General features: G+C 71.1%; 22 protein-coding genes. 15 read left to right on the forward strand and 7 right to left on the reverse strand.

All coding sequences use genetic code 11. The features are described 5' to 3' along the window. The first annotated feature begins 4 nt into the window (after nucleotides 1–4). A complete protein-coding gene (locus HNR73_RS28460; protein WP_184790738.1) occupies nucleotides 5–1,264 on the forward strand; it encodes an erythromycin esterase family protein in 1,260 nt (419 codons plus the stop codon). A 4-nt stretch (nucleotides 1,265–1,268) separates the two neighbouring features. Here the strand turns inward: HNR73_RS28460 and HNR73_RS28465 are convergent, their stop codons facing one another. Further along, nucleotides 1,269–2,465 (reverse strand): DUF418 domain-containing protein, encoded by a 1,197-nt coding sequence (locus tag HNR73_RS28465; RefSeq protein WP_184790739.1) that lies wholly within the window; start codon nucleotides 2,463–2,465, stop codon nucleotides 1,269–1,271. A gap of 190 nt (nucleotides 2,466–2,655) precedes the next feature. Here HNR73_RS28465 and HNR73_RS40955 point away from each other — a divergent pair, with 190 nt between their 5' ends. Further along, on the forward strand, nucleotides 2,656–4,326 hold the full coding sequence (locus tag HNR73_RS40955) for a glycosyltransferase family 4 protein (RefSeq protein WP_275414578.1): 1,671 nt from the start codon (nucleotides 2,656–2,658) through the stop codon (nucleotides 4,324–4,326). Here the strand turns inward: HNR73_RS40955 and HNR73_RS28475 are convergent. Continuing rightward, nucleotides 4,323–6,989: an ATP-binding protein gene (locus tag HNR73_RS28475; protein WP_184790740.1), complete on the reverse strand. Its 2,667-nt coding sequence runs from the start codon at nucleotides 6,987–6,989 to the stop codon at nucleotides 4,323–4,325. The two genes, HNR73_RS40955 and HNR73_RS28475, sit on opposite strands and share 4 nt — an antisense overlap. A 109-nt stretch (nucleotides 6,990–7,098) precedes the next feature. On the opposite strand from HNR73_RS28475, the gene HNR73_RS28480 reads away from it, so the two are divergent. The 4 genes from HNR73_RS28480 (at nucleotide 7,099) to HNR73_RS28495 (ending at nucleotide 9,868) form a co-directional block, all read left to right on the forward strand. Next, a complete protein-coding gene (locus HNR73_RS28480; protein WP_184790741.1) occupies nucleotides 7,099–7,860 on the forward strand; it encodes an SDR family NAD(P)-dependent oxidoreductase in 762 nt (253 codons plus the stop codon). Nucleotides 7,861–7,889: 29 nt separating this feature from the next. Then, nucleotides 7,890–8,066: a hypothetical protein gene (locus HNR73_RS28485; protein WP_184790742.1), complete on the forward strand. Its 177-nt coding sequence runs from the start codon at nucleotides 7,890–7,892 to the stop codon at nucleotides 8,064–8,066. 86 nt (nucleotides 8,067–8,152) lie between these two features. Next, nucleotides 8,153–9,391, forward strand: a complete 1,239-nt coding sequence (locus tag HNR73_RS28490) for a serine hydrolase domain-containing protein (RefSeq protein ID WP_184790743.1) — start codon at nucleotides 8,153–8,155, stop codon at nucleotides 9,389–9,391. Between the two features lie 72 nt (nucleotides 9,392–9,463). Then, nucleotides 9,464–9,868 (forward strand): hypothetical protein, encoded by a 405-nt coding sequence (locus tag HNR73_RS28495; protein ID WP_184790744.1) that lies wholly within the window; start codon nucleotides 9,464–9,466, stop codon nucleotides 9,866–9,868. 139 nt (nucleotides 9,869–10,007) lie between these two features. Here HNR73_RS28495 and HNR73_RS28500 read toward each other — a convergent pair whose 3' ends face one another. Beyond that, the gene (locus tag HNR73_RS28500) at nucleotides 10,008–10,481 is read right to left on the reverse strand and encodes an SRPBCC family protein (RefSeq protein ID WP_184790745.1); all 474 of its coding nucleotides are present in this window, start codon (nucleotides 10,479–10,481) and stop codon (nucleotides 10,008–10,010) included. An 83-nt stretch (nucleotides 10,482–10,564) separates the two neighbouring features. Beyond that, a complete protein-coding gene (locus HNR73_RS28505; protein WP_184790746.1) occupies nucleotides 10,565–11,476 on the reverse strand; it encodes an oxidoreductase in 912 nt (303 codons plus the stop codon). Nucleotides 11,477–11,560: 84 nt separating this feature from the next. On the opposite strand from HNR73_RS28505, the gene HNR73_RS28510 reads away from it, so the two are divergent. Further along, nucleotides 11,561–12,145, forward strand: a complete 585-nt coding sequence (locus tag HNR73_RS28510) for a TetR/AcrR family transcriptional regulator (protein ID WP_184790747.1) — start codon at nucleotides 11,561–11,563, stop codon at nucleotides 12,143–12,145. Nucleotides 12,146–12,200: 55 nt separating this feature from the next. Here HNR73_RS28510 and HNR73_RS28515 read toward each other — a convergent pair whose 3' ends face one another. Next, complete coding sequence (locus HNR73_RS28515; RefSeq protein ID WP_184790748.1) at nucleotides 12,201–14,138, reverse strand: M14 family zinc carboxypeptidase; 1,938 nt, start codon at nucleotides 14,136–14,138, stop codon at nucleotides 12,201–12,203. A gap of 184 nt (nucleotides 14,139–14,322) precedes the next feature. Further along, the gene (locus HNR73_RS28520; RefSeq protein WP_184790749.1) at nucleotides 14,323–14,904 is read right to left on the reverse strand and encodes an XRE family transcriptional regulator; all 582 of its coding nucleotides are present in this window, start codon (nucleotides 14,902–14,904) and stop codon (nucleotides 14,323–14,325) included. Nucleotides 14,905–14,971: 67 nt separating this feature from the next. On the opposite strand from HNR73_RS28520, the gene HNR73_RS28525 reads away from it, so the two are divergent. Both HNR73_RS28525 and HNR73_RS28530 read left to right on the forward strand, forming a co-directional pair. Next, nucleotides 14,972–15,457, forward strand: a complete 486-nt coding sequence (locus HNR73_RS28525; protein WP_184790750.1) for a DinB family protein — start codon at nucleotides 14,972–14,974, stop codon at nucleotides 15,455–15,457. A gap of 92 nt (nucleotides 15,458–15,549) precedes the next feature. Continuing rightward, nucleotides 15,550–16,122, forward strand: coding sequence for a dihydrofolate reductase family protein (locus tag HNR73_RS28530; protein ID WP_184790751.1), 573 nt, complete (start codon nucleotides 15,550–15,552; stop codon nucleotides 16,120–16,122). Here the strand turns inward: HNR73_RS28530 and HNR73_RS28535 are convergent. Continuing rightward, nucleotides 16,104–16,808 carry a helix-turn-helix domain-containing protein gene (locus HNR73_RS28535; protein WP_184790752.1) on the reverse strand — a complete coding sequence of 235 codons (705 nt, stop codon included), beginning with the start codon at nucleotides 16,806–16,808 and terminating at the stop codon, nucleotides 16,104–16,106. The two genes, HNR73_RS28530 and HNR73_RS28535, sit on opposite strands and share 19 nt — an antisense overlap. Before the next feature lie 345 nt (nucleotides 16,809–17,153). Here HNR73_RS28535 and HNR73_RS28540 point away from each other — a divergent pair, with 345 nt between their 5' ends. From HNR73_RS28540 to HNR73_RS28565, 6 genes are all read left to right on the forward strand, one after another. Beyond that, complete coding sequence (locus HNR73_RS28540) at nucleotides 17,154–18,170, forward strand: LacI family DNA-binding transcriptional regulator (RefSeq protein ID WP_184790753.1); 1,017 nt, start codon at nucleotides 17,154–17,156, stop codon at nucleotides 18,168–18,170. A 123-nt stretch (nucleotides 18,171–18,293) separates the two neighbouring features. Continuing rightward, nucleotides 18,294–19,175, forward strand: a complete 882-nt coding sequence (locus HNR73_RS28545) for an ROK family protein (RefSeq protein ID WP_184790754.1) — start codon at nucleotides 18,294–18,296, stop codon at nucleotides 19,173–19,175. Nucleotides 19,176–19,186: 11 nt separating this feature from the next. Next, nucleotides 19,187–21,016: a class I mannose-6-phosphate isomerase gene (locus HNR73_RS28550; protein WP_184790755.1), complete on the forward strand. Its 1,830-nt coding sequence runs from the start codon at nucleotides 19,187–19,189 to the stop codon at nucleotides 21,014–21,016. Nucleotides 21,017–21,080: 64 nt separating this feature from the next. Beyond that, complete coding sequence (locus HNR73_RS28555) at nucleotides 21,081–22,346, forward strand: ABC transporter substrate-binding protein (RefSeq protein ID WP_184790756.1); 1,266 nt, start codon at nucleotides 21,081–21,083, stop codon at nucleotides 22,344–22,346. Between the two features lie 6 nt (nucleotides 22,347–22,352). Continuing rightward, nucleotides 22,353–23,249 carry a carbohydrate ABC transporter permease gene (locus tag HNR73_RS28560; protein ID WP_184790757.1) on the forward strand — a complete coding sequence of 299 codons (897 nt, stop codon included), beginning with the start codon at nucleotides 22,353–22,355 and terminating at the stop codon, nucleotides 23,247–23,249. Nucleotides 23,250–23,252: 3 nt separating this feature from the next. Then, entirely contained in the window at nucleotides 23,253–24,062 is an 810-nt protein-coding gene (locus HNR73_RS28565; RefSeq protein ID WP_184790758.1) for a carbohydrate ABC transporter permease, read from the forward strand. Nucleotides 24,063–24,073: the final 11 nt, after the last annotated feature.

Raw genomic sequence — 24,073 nt, forward strand, 5'->3', positions numbered from 1 at the left:
CCACGTGACCGAGTCCTTCACCGACTGGCTGCGCGCCAACGCCGTGGCGCTGACGCACCTCGACGTCGACGCACCACTGGACGACCTGGAGCCGCTCCGCGAGATCATCGGCGACGCGCGGGTCGTCGCCCTCGGCGAGAACTCACACTTCATCGACGAGTTCGCCGCCATGCGCGAACGCGTCCTGCGGTTCCTCGCCGAACGCTGCGGCTTCACCGTCCTGGCCTTCGAGTACGGCTTCAGCGAAGGTTTCCCGCTCGACGCGTGGGCGCGGGGCGAGGGCACCGACGACGGCCTGGCCGACCACGTCGGCGACGCGATCCCGATCGGACTCGACGGGCCCCTGCACTGGATCCGGCGCCACAACAGGACCGCCGCCCGCCCGGTGCGCTTCGCCGGCATCGACATCCCCGCGGCGGGCGGGTCACTGCTCCCGGCCCTGACACCGGTCGCCGGCTACCTGCGCGAGGTCGACCCCGCGGCCCTGCCGATGGCCGAGTCGGCGATCGCGATCGCCGCGACCTTCGCGGGCGGCTCGGGAGCCGTGGCGGCACCCGCCTGGGAGCGGCTGCCCGCCGCCGAACAGGACGCACTCAGCGCGAACCTGATGCGGCTGCTCGTGCGCTTCGGCGCCGTCGAAGCGCTCTACGTCGAGCGCAGCGACCAGCGCACCTACGACATCGCGCGGCGCCGCGTCGAGGCCGCCTGCGCCGCCGACTACACCTTCCGCGCGATGGCCGGGCTCTTCGCCGGCAAGGGCCTGACCGCCGACACCTCCGCGCGCGACGTGTACATGGCCGAGTCGGTGCTGTGGCACCTGGAGCGCTCCGAGCCGGGCACCCGCGTCGTGCTGCCCGCCCACAACGCCCACATCCAGACCGAGCCGATCTCCTTCGGCGGCGTGCTCACCGGTTTCCCGATGGGACAGCACCTGCGCCGCATCCTCGGCGAGGACTACTTCGCCCTCGGCCTGACCAGTACCGGCGGGAGCACCGGCGAGATGCGTCTCGACGCGAACGCGCGCTTCGGGTTCGTCGTCGAGGACACACCGCTGGCCCCACCGGAGCCGGGCAGCATCGAGGCCGCGTGGGGCGAGCCCGGGTTCGCCGTCGCCGACCTCCGCCGCGCCAGGCGAGAAACCTCCGCAGGGCACCCTGATCGTCTCCGGATGCACAGCGGATACCTGGAGACACCGGTGCTCACGTCCTTCGACGGCATGCTCAACACCGGAACGTCGACGGTCGCCGAGGGCGCCAACGGCTGAGCTGTCACGTTCGGTTCCGGCGGGGGGTGAGGATGCGGTGCTGGAGGGCCTCCAGCGGGCCCTGGGCGAAGCGCCGGAGCCAGAGGTTCGCGCCGACGATCAGGACGGCGGACACGACGGCCCACAGGCCCATCGTCCACCAGGGTTGCCAGCCGTCGAGACGTGCGGCGAGACCGAGGCCGATGCCGTAGCAGGCCAGCACGCACAGCAGGTTCTGCAGGACGTAACCGGACAGTGCCATGCGGCCGAGGGCGGCGAGGGGTCTCAGGTGGCGGCCGCGGCGGGCGAACCGCTCGACCGCCAGGCCGATGAGGGCGAGGTACCCCAGAGCCACGAAAGGTGCGGCGACGTAGCGGCCGAGGAGGAAGTAGTCGGGGCCGGCGAGGGTCGCCGCGACGGTGAGCGGCACGCCGACGCCCAGACCCCAGGCGAGGAGCCGCAGACGGATGCGGCGGCCGGTGTCGTCGAGGACGAAGGCGCCGGCGCGGAAGAGGCGCGTCCCGAGGAAGAACAGGAACAGCAGCAGGAAGAACGTGAACACCGGCTCCATGCGCAACACCAGGGCGTTGTTCAGACGGAAGGCGACCTGCTCCAGGTATCCGCCGTTCGCGTACAGCTCGATCGCCTCGGGCGACACCGCCCGGGAGGCGTTCCCGCCGAGGACGAGCGCGGCGGTCAGCAGGACCATCAGCGACACGTGGATCCCGCCCGCCCAGGCCATGATCCGGCGCTGGGCCCGGCCGGTGCGGGTGAGGAGTCTGGCGACCACGAGGGCGGTGACGGCATAGCCCATCAAGACGTCCCAGGCGAAGACCAGTACGAAGTGGACGGTGCCTTCGGCGAAGAGGAACAGCGCCCGCCGGGGGTAGCGGCCGGGCCACGGCAGGCCGCGCCGTTCGGCGGAGGCGTACTGGATGGCCAGGCCCGCGCCGAACAGGACGGTGAGCAGCGAGAGGAACTTGCCGTCGGCGAGGACCCGGAAGACCGTCTCGGCGACATGCGCGAGGGAGCCCGAGGACGTCGCGTCGGGCAGGCCCGCCTCGAAGACGCCCCACTCCGCACCCGGCCCGGTGAAGATCCAGACGTTGGTCATGAGCGTGCCGAGGATGGCGACGCCACGCAGCACGTCCAGCAGAGGCAGGCGACGGCGTACCTCGGCCGCGTGGGGAGACGTGCCGGTGGCGTGCTGAGCGGCGGTCATGACTCCATCGTCATGGCCGAAACGGACGCGGGCTTCATCGGCGGGGATGAACGAGGGCTACACACAAAGATGTAGGGATGTCCGCTTTGGAGCGGGGTTCATGGTGGCGAAGGCGGTCCCCGCGTCGCTTGTGGAGTGTCGGCGGGCCCGGTGCGCCCCCTGCACCAAAATGACCGTTATTGTCTCGTTCGTGACACTCAAGGCGCGTGATGAGGCACCGGCCGTCGTCTCCCCTTCAGGCAACGGGCGTCTGGTGATGCTCGTCGACAACGCCGTCACCGGCGACTCCAGAGTCCAGAAGGAGGCGCGTTCGGCGGCCGAGGCGGGCTGGGACGTCGTCCTTCTCGGCATCGCGCGAGGTAGCGAGGAGTCGCACTGGAGTCTCGGCGACGTCGACGTCCGCCTGCTGTGCCTGGGCACCGACCTGCGCCTGCGCCCCCGCGAATTCCAGCCGCCACGGCGCCACCGGCTCCTGGCCTACCGGCCCGGCCGCCTGGTCCGCTTCCGCACCCGCCAGCTCACCGCCTGGGAAGCCGACCTGGCCGCCCGCCGATCGGGCCGCACGGGCGCCGCACTGATCACGTTGTGGCCGCTGCGTCTCCGCCTCGCCTTCGCCGGTGCCTGGATCCGCGCCAGACTCGCCTGCACCCGGCGCCTGACGCCCGCCGCGTCGTCCACGACCGCTCGCACGAACGCGGCACCGGACTGGGCGCGCCGGGCCGTTCGGCGCTGGCCGTGGCTGCGCCACGGCAAGTGGCTCGCGGCCCCGCTCTACTGGCGGCGTTCACCCGCGGCGGCCATGGCACGCAGGCGCACCGGGAACACCTGGACCGACCGGCTCCGCGTGCGACTGTGGACCTCGCTGTTCCCCCGCCGCGGCTGGCGATGGCTCCACCCGCACCTGTGGTCCTACGAGCTGGCCATGGGCCCGGTCATCGACGAGCTGGCCCCCGACCTTATCCACGCCAACGACTTCAGGATGATCGGCGTCGGCGCCCGCGCGAAACTGCGGGCCGCGACAGCCGGCCGCGATGTCCGCCTGGTGTGGGACGCCCACGAATACATCCCCGGCACCAAGCCTCCCGCCGACCGCCGGTGGCTGCCCGCCGTCTGCGCCCACGAAGCCGAGTACGCCCGCCACGCCGACGCCGTCCTCACCGTCTCCGACGAGCTCGCCCGCCTGCTCCAGGCCCGGCACCGGCTGCCGCGCCGCCCGGCGGTGGTCCTCAACGCCCCCGACATCACCGGCCGCGAACCCGTCGTCGCCACCGACATCAGGGCGGCCTGCGGGCTGCGGGACGACGATCCGCTCCTGGTCTACAGCGGCGCCGCGGCCGAACAGCGCGGACTGCGCATCATGGTGCAGACACTGCCGCGGTTGCCCGGCGTGCACGTCGCCTTCGTCGTTCCACGCCCCGGGGACGCCTTCGTGCGCGCCCAAGTCGCCCTCGCCGAACGTCTCGGCGTCGCCGACCGCCTGCACGTCCTCGACTACGTGCCGCACGACCAGGTGGTGCCCTTCCTGGCCGGCGCCGACGCCGGGGTGATCCCGATCCACCACTGGCCGAACCACGAACTGGCGCTGATCACCAAGTTCTTCGAGTACTCCCACGCCCGGCTGCCGCTGATCGTCAGTGACGTGCGGACGATGGCCGCCACCGTCCGCCGCACCGGTCAAGGCGAGGTCTTCACCGCGCAGAACGCCGGCGACTACCTCCGCGCCGTCGAGACGGTCCTGGCCGACGCCGCCGTCTACCGCAAGGTCTACACCGACGGCGAACTGCTGGAGAACTGGACATGGCACCGCCAAGCGGGCGTCCTGCTGGACACCTACCGCCAGGCGATGGCCCCACCCGCCTAGAGGCGGTCCAGGTCCAGCCTGGCCAGCTCGGTCCGCGACGAGATCCCCAGCTTCGGGAAGGCCTTGTACAGGTGCTGCCCGATCGTGCGCGGGCTGAGCAGCAGGTGCGCGGCGATGTCGCGGTTCGTGGCGCCCGTCGCCGCCAGCCGCACGACCTGCAGCTCCTGGGCGGTGAGGACCGTACCGGGGGCGGCGCTGCGGCGGGCGAGGGTCGCCTCGCCCGATGCCCGCAGTTCGGCGGCCGCGCGCTCGGCCCACGGCCGGGTCCCGAGCCGCTCGAAGGCCTCATGGGCCTGCCGCAGATGCGGCCGGGCCTCGGCCTTGCGTCGCCGCCGGCGCAGCCACTCGCCGTAGGCGAGCAGGGTCCTGGCCTGCTCGTAGGGCTGCGGCGCCGACCGGTGCAGCTCCAGCGCGCGGGTGAAGTGCTCCTCGGAGTCCTGCAGCAGCGCGTGGCAGCGGGCGAGCAGCGCCGCGGCCCACGTCTCGCCTGACAGGGCCGTCCAGCGCTCGGCCAGTTCCACCGACTCCCGGGCGAGTTCCGGCGTGCCGAGCCGTACGGCGGCCTCGACCTCGTCGGGCACGATCCGCGTGCCGAAGTGCGAGGTGCCACCGGGGCGGGCCTGGAGCCGGTCGAGGGCGGCCTGGTCGCGGCCTTCGGTCAGGTCGAGCATCGCCAGCGACCATGCCGGGAGCAGGGCCACGGCGGGGGAGCGGTGGCTTTCGGCGAACGCCAGGCCCGCCTCGGCCAGTTCGCGGCAACGCCCGGCGTCCCCTTCGGCGGCGGCGAGCCACGCGAGCTGACCTTGCAGGCCGACCACGAGGTGCGGCTGGCCGGTGTCGAGCGCGATCTGGAGGCCCTCGGCGGCGTTGGCGTGGGAGTCGCGGTGGTGTCCGGCGATGACCTGGGTGTAGGCGAGGTGGTTGAGGGCGAAGGGAAGCAGCCGGATGCGGCCTTCGGTGCGGCAGTCCGAGGCCAGTGCGGTGCACAGCTCAAGGGCCTGGTCGAGGCGGCCGGCGACGAAGGCGGGGTAGGCCGTCATCAGCCGCCCCGGCACGGTCGCCGGGGGTGTTCGGCGCAGGAAGTCGCTCAACAGCGGGTACCCGGCCTCCAGATCATCGGCGTAGATGAGCCTCAGTCCCCGGCTGAGGGCGACGAGGGGATCTTCGGCGGGCAGGTCGATCCGGTCGAGGAGGAGTTCCGCCTCGGTGTCCATCGCGGGATCACCGGCGGCCCAGATGTTCGGTGAGGCGGCCATGAGCATGCGGGCGGTCGTGCGCGGATCGGTCTCGGCGACGCGCGCCGCGCCGTCGATGAGCAGCCGCGCCGCCCGCCGTGGCGAACCCTCGTCGTAGGCGACGGCCGCGCGGACCTCGGCGAGTCGGGCGAAGGTCGCGGGGTCGTCGGTCAGTCTCGTGGCGCGCTCGCTGAGCTCGGCGGCCCGCCCGGACTGACCGGCCTCCTTGGCCGCCATCGCGGCGGCCGCCAGCCGCCGCGCCATGCGGCTCTGCTCGGCGCTGAGCTGCGCGGAGCGTTCATAGGCGGTGGCCATGGCCGCGAAGCCGAGGCGCGCGCCGGACCGCTCCGCCGACTCCTCAAGGCTCTCGGCGATGTGTTCGTCGGGTCCGGTCGCCGCCAGCGCCAGGTGCCAGGCCCGGCGGTCGCCGCTGACGGCTCCGGCGAGCGCGGCGTGGATCGCGCGGCGCTGTGCCGAGGTCACGGCCTGGTAGGCGGCCGATCGCAGCAGCGGGTGCCGGAAGCGCACGTCGCCGCCGGTGACCGTGACCAGCCCGGCGACTTCGGCCTGTTCCAGTGCCTCGCCGGGGATGCCCAGTTCGGCGGCGGCGGCCAGGACCACGCCCAGCGCGCCGGTGTCCTCGGCGGCCGCGACGGCGAGTATGCGCCCGCCGGGTTCGGCGAGGCGGCGGATCTGACCGGCGAAGGCGTTCATGAGCCGATCGGTCAGCGGAAGCGGCCCGGCGAGGTCGAGTTCGCCGCCGGAGGCGGCCTTGGACAGCTCGATGAGCGCCAGGGGGTTGCCGTCGGCCTCGGTGAGGACCTGTTCGCGCAGGTGGGCGGCGAGCCCTTCGCCGAGCAGGCGTTCGGCGTCGTCGCGGTCGAGGCCGCCCAGGCGCAGCTCCGGCAGCCCGGTGGTGGGGAAGCCGCCCTGGTCGTCGCGGGTGGCGACCAGCAGCGCGACGCCCTCCGAGCGCAGCCGCCGCGACGCGAACGCCAGCGCGGCGGCCGAGGCCTGGTCCAGCCATTGGCCGTCGTCGACGACGGCCAGCAGCGGCCCGTCCTCGGCCAGTTCCGCCAGCAGACTGAGCGTGGCCAGGCCGACCAGGAAGCGGTCGGCGGTCTCCATCGGCGCCAGCCCGAAGGCTCCGCGCAGCGCCGCCGCCTGCGGGGCCGGGAGCGCGTCGAGCCGGTCGAGGGCCGGGCTCAGCAGCAGGTGCAGGGCGGCGAAGGGCAGCTCGACCTCGGTCTCCACGCCGGCGCCGCGCAGCACACCGGCATCACCGGCGGCCCGTGCCGCGTGGTCGAGGAGGGCCGACTTCCCGACCCCGGGATCACCCTTGATCACCAGGACGCCGCTGACGCCGGAACGCGCGTCGGAGAGAAGGGTCTCGACGGTCTTGATCTCCTCCAGTCGCCCCTGCAACATCGGCGTGCTCCTTCATACCTACGACAAAACCTGAGTCACCTTACTCATTACTTCCGGCGCGATCGGCCCTAGCGTTCACTCCAGTCGATCTGGACCGAGGAGTGACCGCATGACCGCTCTCAACGGCAAGACCGCCCTGGTGACCGGCGCCTCCCGAGGCATCGGCAGGGCGATCGCGCTGCGCCTGGCCGTCGAGGGCGCCCTGGTCGCGGTCCACTACGCCGGCAACGACGACGCCGCCGCGCAGACCCTCGCCGAGATCGAACAGGCCGGCGGCCGCGCCTTTCCCGTCCGCGCCGCATTCGGCACCGACGGCGACATCGACGCCCTCTTCACCGGACTGGAGACCGGCCTGGCCGGGCGGCCGCTGGACATCCTCGTCAACAACGCCGCCCTGCCCTCGGCCGGATCACTCGCCGAGACCACCCCCGAGACCTTCGACCGGCTGCTCGCCGTCAACGTCAAGGCACCGTTCTTCATCATCCAGCGCGCCCTGGCGATCATGGCCGACGACGGCCGCATCATCAACCTCTCCTCGGCGGCGACCCGCGTCGCGCGGCCCGCACTCGCCCACGCCATGGCCAAGGGCGCGATCAACGCGCTCTCGCTCGGCCTGGCCCAGCAGGTCGGGAAACGCGGCATCACCGTCAACGCCGTGGCCCCGGGGCCGACCCTGACGGAGTCCTCGGACTGGATGGTGGCCACCCCGGCCGTGGAGGAGCGGCTGGGCGCGGCCAACGCGCTCGACCGCGTCGGCCGGCCCGCCGACATCGCCGCGGCGATCGCCTTCCTCGCCTCCGACGACGCCCGCTGGGTCACCGGCGGCGTCCTGGACGTGACCGGCGGCTGGTTCCTCGGCCCCCGCGACTGACCCCGACACGCATCAAGGAGCACGCCACCATGACCTCCGCCCTCGACGATCGCGACACCGCCGTCCTGCGTACCGCCGCGTACAGCGCCGTCCTCCTGCTGGTCGCGACCGGTGCCGCCGCCGGCACGCGCAAAGACCTCCTGTCCCCGACGCCGCCGCCCTTACACGGCCCGCCGAGCGGTGACAGCGTCGCAACAGCGCCATGACAGTCCGGCCGCCCACAGTGGCATCAACAACTGAGACGCACACCCCGCCGGTCGCTCAGACCGGATCCCCACCAAGGAGTTTCGCAATGGAACAGCACAACGGCACCGGACGCGGCTTCACCAAGGACGGCCTGGACCGGCTGCGCGGCATCCTCGAACGGCACGTCGAATCCGGCAGGATCCCCGGCGTCGTCGCCCTGGTCGACCGCGGCGGCGAAACCCACGTCGAGGCACTGGGCACGATGCGCCAGGGCGGCGGCGAGCCGATGCGCCGCGACACGATCTTCCGCATGGCCTCGACCTCGAAGCCGCTCGCGATGTCGGCGGCCATGATCCTCCTCGACGAGTGCCGCATCCGCCTCGACGACCCGGTCGACGCGTGGCTCCCGGAACTCGCCGACCGGCAGGTGCTCAAGCGCATCGACGGCCCGCTCGACGAGACCGAGCCGGCGAAGCGGCCGATCACCGTGCGCGACCTGCTGAACTCCACCTTCGGGATCGGCATGGACATGACCGCGATCGGCACCCCGATCTTCGGTGCGCTCTTCGAGCAGAACCTCACGCCCAACGGCATGGAGCCGATGCCCGGACCCGACGAGTGGATCCGCCGCCTCGGCACCCTGCCGCTGATGCAGCAGCCCGGTGAGCGCTGGCAGTACCAGGTCAGTCACGACGTCCTCAGCGTCCTGGTGGCAAGGGTCTCGGGGAAGTCGCACGAGGAGTTCCTCCGCGAGCGCGTCTTCGGGCCGCTGGGCATGAAGGACACCGGATTCCACGTGCCGGCCGAGAAGCTCGACCGGCTGCCGGACCTCTACGCACCCGACCCGGAGACCGGTGAGTTCCACGTGTGGGACGCCGCCGACGGTGGACGCTGGAGCAGCCCCCCGCCGTTCCAGAGCGGTGGCGGTGGCCTGGTCTCGACCGCCGACGACTACCTCGCCTACTTCCGGATGCTCCTCAACGGCGGCGTCCACGAGGGCGGGCGGATCCTGTCCCGCCCCGCCGTCGAGCTGATGACCACCAACCGCCTCTCCGCCGAGCAGACCGCCGCCCGCACCGCTTTGGCCAGTGACAACATCCACATCTCGCACGGCCAGGGCCAGCACGGCGGCTGGGGCTTCGGGATGGCGGTGCGCACCTACCGGGGCGACTACGCGCCGGTCGGCCAGTTCGGCTGGGACGGCGGCAGCGGCACCGCGACCTACGCCGACCCGGCCAACGGCCTCACCGGGATCCTGCTGACCCAGGTCGGTGCGTCCAACGCGAACTCGATGCAACTGATCCACGACTTCTGGACCACGGTCTACCAGGCGATCGACGCCTGACAACCCCACCGCACGCCACGGGGGCCCGCCCGGGCCCCCGGCCAACACCGCCACCCAAAGGAGCACGTCACCATGTCCGTCAACCTCACCGACACCGACAAGGCCACCATCCGCACCGCCGCCAACGGCGCCATCATGCTGCTGTCCTTCGCCGCCGGATCCGGCTCCCCGCACAAGATCGCCACCGCGGGCACCCTGGCGCTGAGCTCGGCGACCGGCCCGGTCGGGCACGCCCTCGCCGAGAAGGCGAAGGAGAAGCTCGAATACAAGAACAGCGCGACGCTCGCCGACCAGGTCCTGCCCGCACTGACCGAGTCGGTCGCGCTGCTGGGTAAGCAGGACGCCGCCGAGGCCGACAACTTCCGCGACGTCGTCCGCACCGCCGTCGAGGCCGGCATCGCGGCCACGGGCGGCGAGCCGACGCCGCCCGTGGCCGCGATGGTCCGCAAGATCACCGATGCGCTGGACGCGGCCTGACGCGCCCCCGACCGCACCGGCGCCCGGCCGCGGAGTCCGATGAGGACTCCGCGGCCGGGCTCGGTCGTATGGGGCACAGCCGCGGCGTGAAGAAGCGCCGGGACCGACACGGGTCCCGGCGCCTCCTTCACTCACCCGGCTATAGGGCGGTCTGCCCCGGAGGGGAGATGTCGCCACGCCACGCGCCGGTCTCGTGGTCGCTGGACTCGATGAAGTCCTTGAACCGTTCCAGGTCACCCTGAATGCGGCCGCCCACGACGCCCGTCACGGCACCGACGGTCTCGGCGGCGCCCTCCGGCTCGAAGGCCATCTGGAGGTACACCCTCGTGCTGGTCTCGTCGATCCGGTGGAAGGTCACCACACCGGCCTGACGCGGGTTGTCGAGGCTGTGCCACGCGATCCGCTCGTCGGGATGCTGCTCATCGATCTCGGCCTCGAACTCGCGCTCGACGCCGGCGATGCTGGTCTTCCAGTGCGTTCGCGTGTCGCTGAGCTGCCGGACCTCCTGGACGCCTTCCATGAACCGCGGGAACGACTCGAACTGCGTCCACTGGTTGTAGGCCCGCGAGACGGGGACCGACACGTCGATCGACTTCTCGTAGGTCTTCTGCATGGTTCCTCCTTGGAATGGCATCGGGATGCTCTTGGCCTACCCGTTGTCGCCCGCCGGCACACACGCACAGGTCAGAGCGGGTGTCAGCGCGGCGACGGCGCCAGCCCGGCGTAGCGCACGCCGGTCATCTCCTCGGACAGCCGCCACAGTCCCCGGGCGGTCGCGATGTCGCGCTGGGCGCGCTCGCCGGTGCGGCGGATCGGCCGTCCGCGCAGCTGGAACGGGCCGCTCGGAACGAGATAGGAGCCGCCGGGCAGATCGGGGTCGGTGGCGGCGAGCAGCGACGTGCGCGCTCCACGGTCCGTGGGCTGAAAGGCGAGCCGGACGAGCAGGCCGACGGTGGCCGCGTAGACACGGCCGCGGGTCCCGTTGGCGCCGCCGGTGAGGACGTTGGTCCGGGTGAGGCCGGGAGCGACGGCGATGCTGCGCAGGGGTGCCTCGGCCGCGTCGGCGAGCCGCTGCAGGTGGACGGCGAAGTACAGGTTCGCGCGCTTGGACTGCACGTAGGCGAAGGCGGGGCGGTAGTGGCGTTCGGCGTTGAGGTTGCCCATGTCGAAGCGGGCGAAGCGCTGCCCTTCGCTGCTGACGGTGACCACGCGCGGGGCGGATGCGTCGAGCAGGTGCGGCAGGAGCCGGCCGGTCAGCGCGAAGGTGCCGAGATGGTTGACGCCGAACTGCGATTCGAAGCCGTCGGCCGTGCGGGCGTGGGGGACCATCGCGATCCCGGCGTTGTTGACCAGGAGGTCGAGCGGGCCCCGCCAGGCGTCGGCGAAGGCGCGGATCGAGCCCAGGTCGGCGAGGTCCAGGCTCCGCACCTCCGCATCGGCGCCGGGCACCTCGGCGCGCAGCCGTGCGAGCGCGGCGGCTCCGCGCCCGGCGTCGCGGCAGGCGAGGACGACGCGGGCGCCGCCCCTGGCGAGTTCGCGCGCGGTGACCTGGCCGATGCCGCTGTTGGCGCCGGTGACCACGGCGACCCGTCCGCTGCGGTGGGACATGGAACTCCTCTCCACTATCGCAACTGTATGTTGCGATAATCTGAGCATCGCACGTCCTTCCCGCTATCGCAACTTGGAGTAGCTTTGAGTACTCGGCCCACCATTGGACGCGGCCCCAAGGTCCAGGCGGCCGTCCACGCCGCGACCGTCGCCGAACTCGCGGCCACCGGCTACGCCGCCCTCACCGTCGAGGCCGTCGCCACCCGCGCGGGCGTGCACAAGACGACCGTCTACCGCCGCTGGGCCGACCGCGACTCCCTGGTCGCCGACGCGCTCGCCGCGCACGTCGCCGCCGACGTCCCCATCCCCGACACAGGAACGGCCGAGGGCGACCTGCGCGCCCTCGCGCGGGCGCTCGCCGCCTGGCTCAGCGGCCCGACCGGCACGGCCGTCGTCACCACGATGGTCGCCGAGGGCGTCCGCGTCCCGGCGATCGCCGAACTGAAGCGCGACTTCTTCGCCGGCCGCCTTGAGCGCGCCGCCGTCGTCGTGACCCGCGCCGTCGAGCGCGGCGAGCTCCCCGCCGGCACGCGCCCCGACGCGGTCGTCAAGGCGATGATGGCGCCGCTCTACCTGCGCGCGCTGATCACCGCCGAGCCCGTCGGGGACGAGGCGGCAGACCAGGCGGCGCGAACCGCGCTGGGCGCGGCGAGGGCGGGCGTGCTCTGAACAGACGGCGGAAAGCGGGTGCGCGGCCTGCCGCGCACCCGCCCGAACCTCGCCGCTAGGGCGCGTCGAAGCCCATGGAGTAGTTGCCGCTGCCGGAGTATGCGTGGACGCGGTAGCGGTAGCGTCCCGCGGTCCCGTTGTACGTCAGCGTCTCGTCAGGCCGCGACGACGTCGCCTGCGCGACGTTCGTCCAGCTGCTTCCGTTCCACTTCTGCAGGTAGAGGTCGTAGTCGGTCCCGGTCGGCCCGTCAAGGCAGGCCCGGTGCGCACCGGAGACGGTGGTCTCGAAGTACGTCCCGTCCGGCTGGTACGCGCTCGCACCCGACGTCAGCGACCCGCTGCGGTTGGTCTCGTACCCGACGCAGGAGCCGGGCACCGATCCGTTCACGGTCAGCTGATACGTCGTCGTCCGCGTGACCCCGGAGCCCGTACCCCTGATCGTCACCGGATAGCTCCCCGGCGGTGTGCTCGCCGCGGTCTGGATCGTCATCGTCGACGACGTTCCCGACGTGGGCACCGGGGGCGAGAACGCCGCCGTCGCGCCGCTCGGCAGACCGGTCGCCGACAGTGTCACCGGCTGCGCCTGACCCGACGTCGTCTGCGTCGAGACCGTCGCGGTCACCGACGCGCCGGGGTTGGCCGAACCCGAGGCCGGAGCCACCGACACCGCGAAGTCGTTGGCGGGGGTGCCACCGCAGTACTCGGCCTCCTTGCCGATGGCCCGGTAGGGGCAGTCGGCGTACTCGGCGAGCCTCAGGATCGACTCCTTGTTGCGCGCGGTCTGCGCCGGGATCACCTCGTCGGGCGGGTAGAAGCCGGGACTCGCCGAGGCCGGGTACATCTCGAAGGTGAAGGACCAGATCCGCTGGTCGCCCCACATCCAGTCGGTGGAGTCGCCGTCGGTGATGTACAGCTCGCTGGACTGCTCGGGTGTGTATCCGTTGGCGTCGGCCATCTCGTTGCCGATGGTCGCGAAGGTGTTGTACTGGTCTTGCGTCATGCCCTCGGCGGTGTCGGAATAGGTGTAGCCGTACGGCCAGAGGACCAGCTCCGAATAGGAGTGGATGTCGATGTGCGCCTTGATCTGCTGCGTGCCGCCGACGCGGCGGGACAGCACGAAGTCGCGGAAGACCTGGATCTCCGGGGAGGAGAACGCCGACGTGCCGCGGTAGGTGTCGCTGCTCGGGCTGCCACTGGAACCGCCGCAGCAGCCCCACTTGTAGCCGAAGTTGCGGTTGAGGTCGGTGCCGACGGCGGTCGAGCCGCTGTTGGGCTGCCGGTTCTTGCGCCACGAGCGGTACGAGCCGGTGGCGATGTCGTACATGCTGCCGTCGGGGTTGAGCATCGGGATGATCCACAGTTCGCGGCCGTCGACGATGTTCTTGATCCGCGAGTCGGAGCCGTAGGAGGCGGTGAACAGGTTCGCCAGGTACAGCGCCTGCTCGGTGGTCAGGTGCTCGCGGGCGTGGATGTTGGCGTTGAAGAGGATCTCGGGCTCGTTCTCGTCGGTGCCGACGTTGTCGGAGATCTTCAGCGCCACGATGTCGCGGCCCTCGTAGGAGCGGCCGATGACGCGGCTGCTGGCCACCGACGGGTATGCCGCGGTGATCCGGTTGATCTCGGCGAGCGTCTCGTTGTAGTCGTGGTAACCGGAGTCGGCGGGCGGGAAGCCGAAGATCTGCGGGTCCTCCGGCGAGATCGGCGACGGGGCGGCTAATCCCTCGACGTCGAAGCCGAGCCGCTTGATCGCGGCCACCTCGGAGGGCGTGGCGGTGATGAACACGGTGCCGTGCTCGATGAAGTCGATGGCCGCGCCGGTACCGGCGATCGCCGTGGCGTCGGCCCGGGTCTCGGGCCCGATGACGCGGTACTGGCCGGTCGTCTCCGCCGCCGCGGCGGCGGGATCGGCCGCCGCCGGGTCGGGCGGCATGGACAGCGCGGCGGCCACGACGGCCGCCACCGCCAGAACGGATAAGGCGAGTCGTCCTCGCATGGTGGTCTCCTTGTGACGTGTGCCGGTGGGGCTCTCGCCGGACCCGGGGGCGCGGCCGGTTCGTGCCCCGGCTCGCCGGGTGCCGGCCCGGGCGAGCGGTGACCCCGGGGGAGGTCACCGAACATCAGCTTAGGGCTGGCGGAGTGGCCGGGATGCGAGGAAAGTCCCGGGACGATTCAGCGACTCACGGTGTCCCGACGGTGCGCGCCTTGAGATGCGCCCGCTCGCCCTGGCGCCCGAAGAGGACGAGCAGCTCGACGGGACGGTCGCCGTCGGCGCCCAGCCAGTGCGGGAGGTGGGTGTCGAACTCGGCGGCCTCACCGGCCTTGAGGACGAGGTCGCGGTCGCCGAGGACCAGGTGGAGCCTGCCGGAGATCACATAGACCCACTCGAATCCCTCATGGGTCTTCAGCTCCGGCTCGGCACCGGGCCTCGGCGGAATCACGAGCTTGTGGGCCGCGACGCCGCCGGGGCTGCTGAGCGGCACGTAGGTCATCCCGTCGCGGACGACCGGCCGCGGGTGAATGCGCGGATCCCCGGTGCGGGGAGCGCCGACGAGATCGTCGAGGGGGACGGCGTAGACCTCGGCCAGGGGGAGCAGCAGTTCGAGGGTCGGCTTGCGGGCACCGCCCTCCAGGCGTGACAGGGTGCTCTGGTTGACGCCGGTCCGTTCGGCCAGCTCGGCGAGGGTCAGGCCGCGACGCCGCCGCAGCTCGCGCAGGCGCGGACCCACCGCGTCCAGGACGTCTCGTCTCGTCTGCCGCATGACACCAGCTTGCCGGAACGGCATGAGGCCTTGCAAGTCCGGCATGGGGGAGCGCACGGTCGACACCATGAGGACCACGAAGCGACGCACCGACAGCCCGCCACCGCGCACGGCCAACACCGAGGTGGAAGTCCTGCGCGGATTCCTCGACTACCTGCGCGACGCCATCGCGCGGAAGGTCGAGGGAGCCCCCGAACCGCGCGTCCGCGAGCCCGCGGTCCCCTCCGGTACCAGCCTGCTCGGCCTGCTCAACCACCTCGTCGCCGTCGAGGACGCGACCTTCCTCGGCGCGAAGGTCACCGACTGGCAGGCGACCTTCCGGCCAGACCCGCGCGACAGCGTCGCCGACATCGTCACCCGCTACCGCGAGACCGTCGACCGCGCCAACCAGACGCTCGACGGCCAGACCGACCCGGGCGCACCGATGCCGGGCCGTACCGGCCGCTCACCGAGCCTGCGATGGGCGCTCACCCACATGATCGAGGAGACCGGCCGCCACGCCGGGCACGCCGACATCATCCGCGAGCTCATCGACGGCGCCACCGGGCGCTGAGCCGTGTCGGTTTCGTCCAAGACGCCGGCGCCCCCGTCCTCTAACGTGACGCGGGAGGGCGGCGCAGGGCCGCTCACCTGGAGGAACACACGATGCGCGAACTGGTCTACACCGGTTTCATGACCCTCGACGGGATCGTCGACTCACCCGGCGGCGTCGTCGAAGGACACCGGGGCGGAGGCTGGGTCTTCGACACCGAGTTCGTACCCGAGGCCTACGCGCTCAAAGGCGAGGAACTCGCCGACACCACGGCCCTGATGTTCGGGCGGCGCAGCTACGCGGCCTTCGCGCCGATCTGGCCCGGCTCGGAGGACCACGCCGCCTACCGCGACCTGCCCAAATACGTCGTGTCGAGCACACTGGACGACGACGCCCTCGTCGACGGCTGGGGCCCGATCACGATCCTGCGCTCGACCGAGGACGTCGCCGCGCTCAAGGAAGGCGACGGCGGTGCCGTGTTCATCCACGGCAGCGCCGAACTCGCCCGGCGCCTCGGCGAGGCCGGTCTGATCGACCGCTACAACCTGCTGGTGTTCCCGGTGCTCCTGGGTGCGGGCAAGCGCCTGTTCACCGACGCCGACGTGGACCGGCGGAACCTGCGCCTGCGGGAGTCGGCGACGTACTCCAACGGCGTGGCGAAGCTGATCTACGAGGTCGTGCGCTGAGCGTCGAGGTCGAGGGCGATCGCGCCACCACGGCCCTCGCGGAGCTGCGTCGCGGTCCATCCGATGTAGCGCCGCAGGGCCCGGGCGAGGTGCGGCTCGTCGTAGAAGCCGAGCGCCGCCACGACATCGCCGGTCACCGCGCCCGAGGCCAGCCGCTCCGCGGCCGTGCGAGCCCGCACGATCTGCCGCACCGCTCCCCGGGTCAGGCCCGTGGCGGCGCGGAACCGGCGTTCGAGGGTGCGCTCGCCGACCGGTGGGGGCTTCGCGGGTGCCAGGAGCGGATCGCGGATCACGATCTCGTCGCCGACGAGCCGCCGGACGAGCGCCTCGGCGTCGTCGGGCCCGGGCGTCTCCCAGCGGCGGCCGCCGAGGCGGAACGACCGCCGGGTCGTGTCCGGCAGCGCGATGCCCCCGTTGACCAGGGACCTGGTGGCGACCGCGCGCAACGATGTGCCGACGGCGAACTCGATGCCGGTGAACGCGGCCCCTTCGGGGACCGGTGCGGTCGCGGTGCCGGTCTCGGGGCCGGTGACGGCCGCGTGGGCGCGGCCCGCCTGCTCCCAGAACACCAGGCCCCACGTCGGTGACGCGACCGATGTCATCTCGGTAAGTTCGCCGCTGGCGCAGGTCCACACCGACCTGATCCACGACGACTCCGAAGGCCGTGTGCCGAACAGCAGCCGCATGCGGGCACTCCCTTTCCCGGACGCCGTCCGCGCGCGTCGCGCCGGTGGACGGCGGCCCGCTTGTCGGCGAAGTGTCGCAGCCGGGTCGGACATCGACGCGCACGGGTGAGGGCGCCTTCCGCGAAGGCACTGTCGAGTGGCCGGGTCGTGCCCGGCCCCGGTCGCGCCATGGTGGCGGAAGTCACGGTGTGCGCACCGACCGCCGCGGGCGATCATGAGAGCCGCGTTCGGGTGCATTTCGGCCGATCGGCGCGTGGGAAGGGCCGTCGCGGTGTCACTCCGGCGGCCGCGTCCGGTAGCGCGGAGTTCGCATAGGATCGGCGCACGAGGCGAAGGAGGGTGGGCATGTCGAAGCCTCAAGGGGCGCGCCAGCCGACCATCAAGGAGGTCGCGAACCTCGCGGGGGTGAGCCCGATGACCGCCTCCCGCACGCTCGCCGGAGGCCGCAACGTGCGCCCGGATCTTCAGGAACGCGTGATGGCGGCCGTCCGCGAGCTCGGCTACTTCCGCAACGAGAACGCGCGCAGCCTGCGTCCGGGACAGCCCAGCGGCCTCATCGGGATCGCGATCACGAACCTCGCCAACCCCTACTACGGCAGTTTCGCGCTCGGTGTCGAAGAGGTCGCCGCCGAGCACGGCCGGCGGATCATCCTGGGCAATACCGGTGAGGACGTCGCGCGCGAGCGGCAGCTGGTGAGCGACTTCATCGGGCGCCAGGTCGACGGGCTCATCCTCGTGCCGACCAGTGGCGACGCCGCGCACCTGCGGCCGGAACGGCTGGGGCACGTCCCGCTGGTCCTCGCCTCGCGCCGGGTGCCCGGTCTCGACGTCGACACGGTGCTCCTCGACGACGTCGGCGGCTCCTACCGGGGCACGATCTCCCTGCTCGACGCGGGTCACACGCGCATCGGTTTCCTCGGGAACCGGACCTCGGTGTTCACCGGGGAGCGCCGCTATCGCGGCTTCGAGCGGGCCATGACCGAGCGCGGTGTCCCGATCGACACCGCGATCGTCGCGCGGGACCAGCAGGACGTCGACGCGGCGAGTCGCGCGGCCAGGGTGATGCTCGACCTCGACGAGCCGCCCACGGCGATCTTCAGCGCGAACAACCGGAACAGCATCGGTGCCCTGCGCGAGATCGGCCGGCGGATCCGAGACGGCCTGCCCGGGCCGCACCCGTCCATGGTGAGCTTCGACGACTTCGAGTTGTCCGAGCTCATGCCGGTGCCGGTGACGGTGATCGACCATGACGCGCGCCTGCTCGGGCGCGAGGCGGCGACCCTGCTCTTCGCCAGGCTCGACGACGACACCGCCGAGGCGGCCAGGACCGTCGAACTGCCCGTGACCATCGAATATCCCTGAGATTTCCATCCCGTGACCGGGGGGTTGCCAGTCTCACAGCCTGTTGGTAACGTTACCAACCTCCACGATCATCAAGATCGAAGATGGCGGTGATCAAGCCGCGGGCGAGGAGGTAGACCGGCGATGGAGCTCTGCATCGACTTCGGTGGATCCGAGATCAAACTCGGCGTCCTCCGGCAGGGCGCACCCGTCCGCACCGAGACGGTCCCCGTCGGTGACGGCGACGTCGAGCGCGTCGCCGACACGGCCCGGGCACTGGTCGCCGAGCTCGCGCCCACCGCGGCCGGCATCGCCGTCCCCGGCGTCGTCGACCGCGCGGCCGGCCGCCTCGTCAAAGCCCACGGCAAACACCCCCGCCTCGGCGACCTCGACCTCATCGCCTGGGCCCGGACCTCCTTCGGGCTCCCGGCCGTCATCGAGAACGACGCCCGGGCCGCGCTCGTCGGCGAGATCTCCACAGGCTCGGCCGCGGGAGCACACGACGCCGTCCTGATGACCCTCGGCACCGGCATCGGCACCGCCGCCGTCATGAACGGCACCGTCCTGCGCGGCGCCCACGACCACGCCGGCATCCTCGGCGGCCACCTGACCGTCGACCTCGACGGCGGACTGTGCAACTGCGGCAACGTCGGCTGCGCCGAGTCCATCGCGGGCGCCTGGGCCATCCGCCGCGACCTCGCCACCCGCGGCGACGCCGTCACCGACGTCCGGGAGATGATCGCCGCCGCCGAGACCGGCGACGCCGCCGCCGCCGACCTGCTCGACCGCGCCGTCCGCGCCTGGGGCGCCACCGCGGTCTCGCTCTGCCACGCCTACGACCCCGACGTCGTCATCCTCTCCGGCGGCATCCTCCGCGCCGGGGGAGCCGTCGCCGTCCCGATCGAGGCCTACGTCACCGAACACCTCTGGACGAGCTCCCACCGGCCGGACTTCGTCATACCCCAACGACCCGAACTCTCGGTGCTGCGCGGACTGTCCGTCCTCGCCGCCGGCGAGCATTCCTAGAAGGAGCATTCGTGCCAACCGCCAGTCCGTCCTCCACCGACCCGATCGGCCGCTACGAGAAGCAGCCGACCGTGCCGCTGCCGGCCGACGCCCGCGTGCTCACCGGCGCGACGGCGTGGACCCGGGTCGCCGAAGCCGCCTCCGGCAAGGCGGCCGGGAGCACACCGCTGGTCGTCGTCGACGCCTACCCGGGCGCGGACCTCCCGCTGATCGCCAAAGAGATCGCCGACGCGCTCCCGCAATGGCGGATCGTCGACGTCGAGGAAACCGCCGCACGGCCCCTCGCCGAGATCGACGCCTTCATCGCCGAGAACCTCACCGACGACCGCGTCTTCGGCGTCATGTCGCACGCCACCGTCGACGCCTTCTACGACGACGACCGCCTCGCCGCGACCGCCGCCGACGTGCTCGCCGACGACCGGCCGACCGTCCTGCTCGGCTGGGGCGCCGACCTCGTCGCCCGCCGCGCCGCGACCCCCTACGTGCTCGTCCTCGCCGACATGGCGCGCTGGGAGATCCAGCTCCGCCAGCGCCTCGGCGCCACCAACTGGCGCGCCGAGAACCCCGAGGAGGACCGCCTGCGCAAGTACAAGCGCGGCTTCTTCGTGGAATGGCGCATGGCCGACCGCCACAAGCGGACCATGTTCGACCGCGTCGACTTCGTGTTCGACGCCAACGCCCTCGGCGCCGCCGAACCCGGCGCGCGCGTACCCGGCATGATCACCGGCGAGGCCTTCCGCGCCGCCATCGAAGGCGCCGCGCACCGCCCCTTCCGCGTCGTCCCCTTCTTCGACCCCGGCTCCTGGGGCGGGCAGTGGATGAAGCACAAGCTCGACCTCGACCCCACCAAGCCCAACTACGCCTGGTGCTTCGACTGCGTGCCGGAGGAGAACTCGCTCCTGCTCGCCGACGCTGACGGCGCGGTCGTCGAGGTCCCCTCCCTCGACCTCGTCCTCACCCAGCCCAAGGCCCTCCTCGGCGAGCGCACCTACGCGCGCTTCGGCGCGGAGTTCCCGATCCGCTTCGACTTCCTCGACACCATGGAGGGCGGCAACCTCTCCCTCCAGGTGCACCCGCTGACCGACTACATCCAGCGGACCTTCGGGATGCACTACACGCAGGACGAGTCGTACTACCTCCTCGACGCCGGCGACGACGCCCGGGTCTACCTGGGCTTCAAGGACGGCATCGACCGCGAGGCGATGATGGCGGACCTGCGCATCGCCCAGACCGGCGAGCGGCCCTTCGACACCGAGAAGTACGTCAACACCTTCCCGGCCAAGAAGCACGACCACTTCCTCATCCCGGCCGGCACCGTGCACAGCTCGGGCGCGAACTCGATGGTCCTGGAGATCTCGGCGACCCCGTTCATCTTCACCTTCAAGCTCTGGGACTGGGGCCGCCTCGGCCTCGACGGCATCCCCCGCCCGGTGCACCTCGACCACGGCGAGCAGAACCTTGAGTGGTACCGCGACACCGCCTGGACCGAGGCCAACCTCGTCGGCCAGGTCGAGGAGCTCTCCAACGACGGCGACGTCGTCGAGGAGCGCACCGGCCTGCACGAGCTGGAGTTCATCGAGGTCCGCCGCCACTGGTTCACCGACCAGGTCGCCCACGACACCGAAGGCACCGTCAACGTGCTCAACCTCGTCGAAGGCGACGAGGCCGAGGTCGTCAGCCCGACCGGCGCCTTCGAGCCCTACCGCGTCAACTACGCCGAGACCTTCATCATCCCGGCGGCCGTCGGTCCCTACCTCATCAGACGCACCGAGCGCTCCCGCAGCGAGCGCTTCGGGACCCTCAAGGCCTCCGTCCGGGGCACCCGCACCGGCCAGGCCTGACCAAGGACCAGTACCCCACCACCACCCCACCCCTGAGACGAAGAAGAACAAAGGAGTTCGCAACATGAGATCACGGAGGATCACCCTCGGCGTCGCCGCCGCGGTCGCCGCGAGCCTGGTGCTCGCCGCGTGCGGCAGCGGCGGAGGCGATGACGACGGCGCGAAGACGGGGACGCTCGACTTCTACACCAACAAGGCCGCCTGGGAGCCCGACTTCGACGAGCTCAACGCGACCAGCAAGACCGGTGTGAACATCGACCTGAACACCACCGGCTACTCCGACGCCGCCCAGTACGACGCGTTCATCCGCCAGTCGTTCCGGACCGACAAGAGCCCGGGGCTGTTCACCTGGCAGACCGGTCCCTCCCTCGGCGAGCTCGTCGACGAGGGCCTGATCGCCGAGACGACCGACATCTGGACCAAGGCCGTCAACGAGGGCTGGATCTCGGAGGACCTGCGCAACACGTACACCTTCGGCGGGAAGCAGTACTGCGTTCCGATGAACATCGCCTACTGGGTGATGTATTACAACAAGAACATCTTCGCCGAGCAGAAGATCGAGGTCCCGGCCACGTGGGACGACCTCAACGCGGCGGCGGACAAGCTGAAGGGGGCCGGCATCACGCCGTACTACCAGACCAGCACGCTGTTCACGTTCCCGTGGTTCCAGCAGATGGTCGCGGGCACCGACCCGGCTCTCTACAAGGGACTGGCCACCGGTGAGGTGAAGTACACCGACCCGCGGATCGTGTCGGTCATGGAGACGTGGCGCGACCAGCAGGAGAAGGGCTGGTTCAGCGACGCCGGAAGCACCGTCGACCCGGCCGTCGGCCTCAAGCAGGGCGACTACGCGATGATCAACTTCGGGTCCTTCTTCAACGGTTCCCTCGACGGAGCCGGGATGGTCTCCGGTGAGGACTACGGCATGTTCGTGATCCCCGCGACGAACCCGGGTCTGGCCAAGACGCCCGTGGCCGTCGAGTCCGGTCCGCTCTGCGTGGCCGAGAACTCCTCGCAGAAGACGCTCGGTATGGCCTACTCCGAGTGGTGGATGTCCCCCGACGCGCAGACCGCGTGGAGCAAGGCCCGCGGTGACGTCGCCTTCAACCCGAAGGCCACCGTCAACGACCCGATGCTCAAGGAGCTCGGCACCACCATCGCCGGCGGCGCTTACGAGACCTACGACCGCTACTACGAGACGACTCCGACGCCGATCCTGACCGTCGCGCTGGAGCAGTTCGGTGCCTTCATCGCCAACCCCGGTGACCCGTTGCCGTTCCTTGAGGCGATCCAGGCCGAGGCGGACAAGTACTGGGCAGACCAGGAGTAACACCAGATGACCGACAAGACCCCGACGGCGAAGACCCCCGGGCAGCGTTATCGCTGGTCGGCCCGGGGGTTCATCGCACCAGGCGTGTTCCTGGTGGCGGTGCTGCTCTACCTGCCGCTGCTGTGGACGACGTTCCTCAGTTTCACCGACTACAACGGCCTGGGCGATCCGGAATGGATCGGCATCGAGAACTACGTCGAGATGTTCGACGACCCGCAGTTCATCGGCTCCGTGCTGAACACGCTGCTGTGGGTCGGCGGCACCCTCCTCGTCCCGGTGGGCATCGGCCTCGGGGTCGCCCTGCTCACCTGGAACCTCAAGGGAGGCGTCTGGCTGAGGCTCCCGTTCCTCATCCCGTACGCCCTCTCCGGGATCGGGGTGGCGGTGATCTGGTCGTTCATCCTGGGCAGCAACGGCGCCCTCGACCAGGCACTGGCCGCCTTCGGGATCGCCGACACGCCACGCTGGCTCGTCGACTCCCCGCTCAACACGGTCGTGATGATCCTGGCGACCTCGTGGCAGGCCGTCGGCGTGAACGCACTGTTGTTCACCATCGGCCTCCAGTCGATCCCGAAGGAGCCCCTGGAGGCCGCCAAGCTCGACGGCGCCACCGGGTTCCGGCTGTTCCGCAGCATCCTGTGGCCGATGCTGCGCCCGCTCACCGTGGTCGTCATCGGTCTGTCGATCGTCGCCAGCCTCAAGACCTTCGACATCGTCCAGGGCATGACCAAGGGCGGACCGGGCCGGTCCTCCGAGACACTCGCGCTGACGATGTACCGGGAGACCTTCGTCAACAGCGAATACGGGCTCGGTTCGGCGATCGCGGTGTTCCTCACGATCGTGACGCTGGCCGCCGCGATCCTCTACCTGCGCCAGCAGCTGTCCAGCAAGAACGAGGGCTGACCCATGTCACGAGCGATTCGCACGACCGTCCTCGCGGTACTCGGCCTGATCTGGCTGCTGCCGGTGTACCTGCTGCTCATCAACGCGTCGAAGGCACCGGAGACGTTCACCTCCACCGAGTCGTGGAAGCCGACCGACTTCTCGCTGTTCGGCAACATCGGCGAGGCCATGCGCCTGTCCGGGCTCGCCGAGAGCGTCGCGAGCACGCTGCTCTACGCGGTCGTCTCACCGGCGATCGCCGTCCTCGTCGGCGCGGCCGCGGGTTTCGCGATCGTCGCGCTCAAGCTGCGGCACGGCTTCGCGTGGTTCGTGCTGATCTTCGGCGGGACGGTGTTCCCGATCCAGATGATCCTGCTGCCGATGTTCGACGCCTACTCGCGGATGAGTCTCTTCGACACCCGCTTCGGCATGATCATCGTGTACACGGCCATCTCGATCCCCTTCTCGGCCTTCGTGATGCGCAACTTCTTCACCGGCATCGCGCACAGCGTCTTCGAGGCCGCCGTGCTCGACGGGGCCTCGACCTGGCGCATCTTCCTCCGGGTCTACCTGCCGATGGCGTCGAGCGCGCTCGTCGCGATCTTCATCCTGCAGGCCACGTTCATCTGGAACGACTTCCTGCTCGGCCTGGTCTTGAGCCAGTCCGACGACGTCCGGCCGATCGTGACCAGCCTCGCCGGGATGCAGAGCACCTACGGCGGCGCGCAGATGTCGACCGTCCTGGCCGGAGGTCTGCTCGTCTCACTGCCGACGGTGATCCTCTTCCTCTTCACGCAGAAGTTCTTCGCCCGCGGCCTCGCCCTCGGGCAGTAACCAGGAGACCC

Source organism: Phytomonospora endophytica (genome assembly GCF_014202425.1).
Taxonomy (GTDB): Bacteria; Actinomycetota; Actinomycetes; order Mycobacteriales; family Micromonosporaceae; genus Phytomonospora; species Phytomonospora endophytica.

Excerpts from the sequence above, each read along its gene's own strand:
- HNR73_RS28465 (WP_184790739.1), bottom strand. The coding sequence starts at position 2,465 with ATGACCGCCGCTCAGCACGCCACCGGCACGTCTCCCCACGCGGCCGAG.
- HNR73_RS28475 (WP_184790740.1), bottom strand. The coding sequence starts at position 6,989 with ATGTTGCAGGGGCGACTGGAGGAGATCAAGACCGTCGAGACCCTTCTC.
- HNR73_RS28480 (WP_184790741.1), top strand. The coding sequence starts at position 7,099 with ATGACCGCTCTCAACGGCAAGACCGCCCTGGTGACCGGCGCCTCCCGA.
- HNR73_RS28485 (WP_184790742.1), top strand. The coding sequence starts at position 7,890 with ATGACCTCCGCCCTCGACGATCGCGACACCGCCGTCCTGCGTACCGCC.
- HNR73_RS28490 (WP_184790743.1), top strand. The coding sequence starts at position 8,153 with ATGGAACAGCACAACGGCACCGGACGCGGCTTCACCAAGGACGGCCTG.
- HNR73_RS28495 (WP_184790744.1), top strand. The coding sequence starts at position 9,464 with ATGTCCGTCAACCTCACCGACACCGACAAGGCCACCATCCGCACCGCC.
- HNR73_RS28500 (WP_184790745.1), bottom strand. The coding sequence starts at position 10,481 with ATGCAGAAGACCTACGAGAAGTCGATCGACGTGTCGGTCCCCGTCTCG.
- HNR73_RS28505 (WP_184790746.1), bottom strand. The coding sequence starts at position 11,476 with ATGTCCCACCGCAGCGGACGGGTCGCCGTGGTCACCGGCGCCAACAGC.
- HNR73_RS28515 (WP_184790748.1), bottom strand. The coding sequence starts at position 14,138 with ATGCGAGGACGACTCGCCTTATCCGTTCTGGCGGTGGCGGCCGTCGTG.
- HNR73_RS28520 (WP_184790749.1), bottom strand. The coding sequence starts at position 14,904 with ATGCGGCAGACGAGACGAGACGTCCTGGACGCGGTGGGTCCGCGCCTG.
- HNR73_RS28525 (WP_184790750.1), top strand. The coding sequence starts at position 14,972 with ATGAGGACCACGAAGCGACGCACCGACAGCCCGCCACCGCGCACGGCC.
- HNR73_RS28530 (WP_184790751.1), top strand. The coding sequence starts at position 15,550 with ATGCGCGAACTGGTCTACACCGGTTTCATGACCCTCGACGGGATCGTC.
- HNR73_RS28535 (WP_184790752.1), bottom strand. The coding sequence starts at position 16,808 with ATGCGGCTGCTGTTCGGCACACGGCCTTCGGAGTCGTCGTGGATCAGG.
- HNR73_RS28540 (WP_184790753.1), top strand. The coding sequence starts at position 17,154 with ATGTCGAAGCCTCAAGGGGCGCGCCAGCCGACCATCAAGGAGGTCGCG.
- HNR73_RS28545 (WP_184790754.1), top strand. The coding sequence starts at position 18,294 with ATGGAGCTCTGCATCGACTTCGGTGGATCCGAGATCAAACTCGGCGTC.
- HNR73_RS28555 (WP_184790756.1), top strand. The coding sequence starts at position 21,081 with ATGAGATCACGGAGGATCACCCTCGGCGTCGCCGCCGCGGTCGCCGCG.
- HNR73_RS28560 (WP_184790757.1), top strand. The coding sequence starts at position 22,353 with ATGACCGACAAGACCCCGACGGCGAAGACCCCCGGGCAGCGTTATCGC.
- HNR73_RS28565 (WP_184790758.1), top strand. The coding sequence starts at position 23,253 with ATGTCACGAGCGATTCGCACGACCGTCCTCGCGGTACTCGGCCTGATC.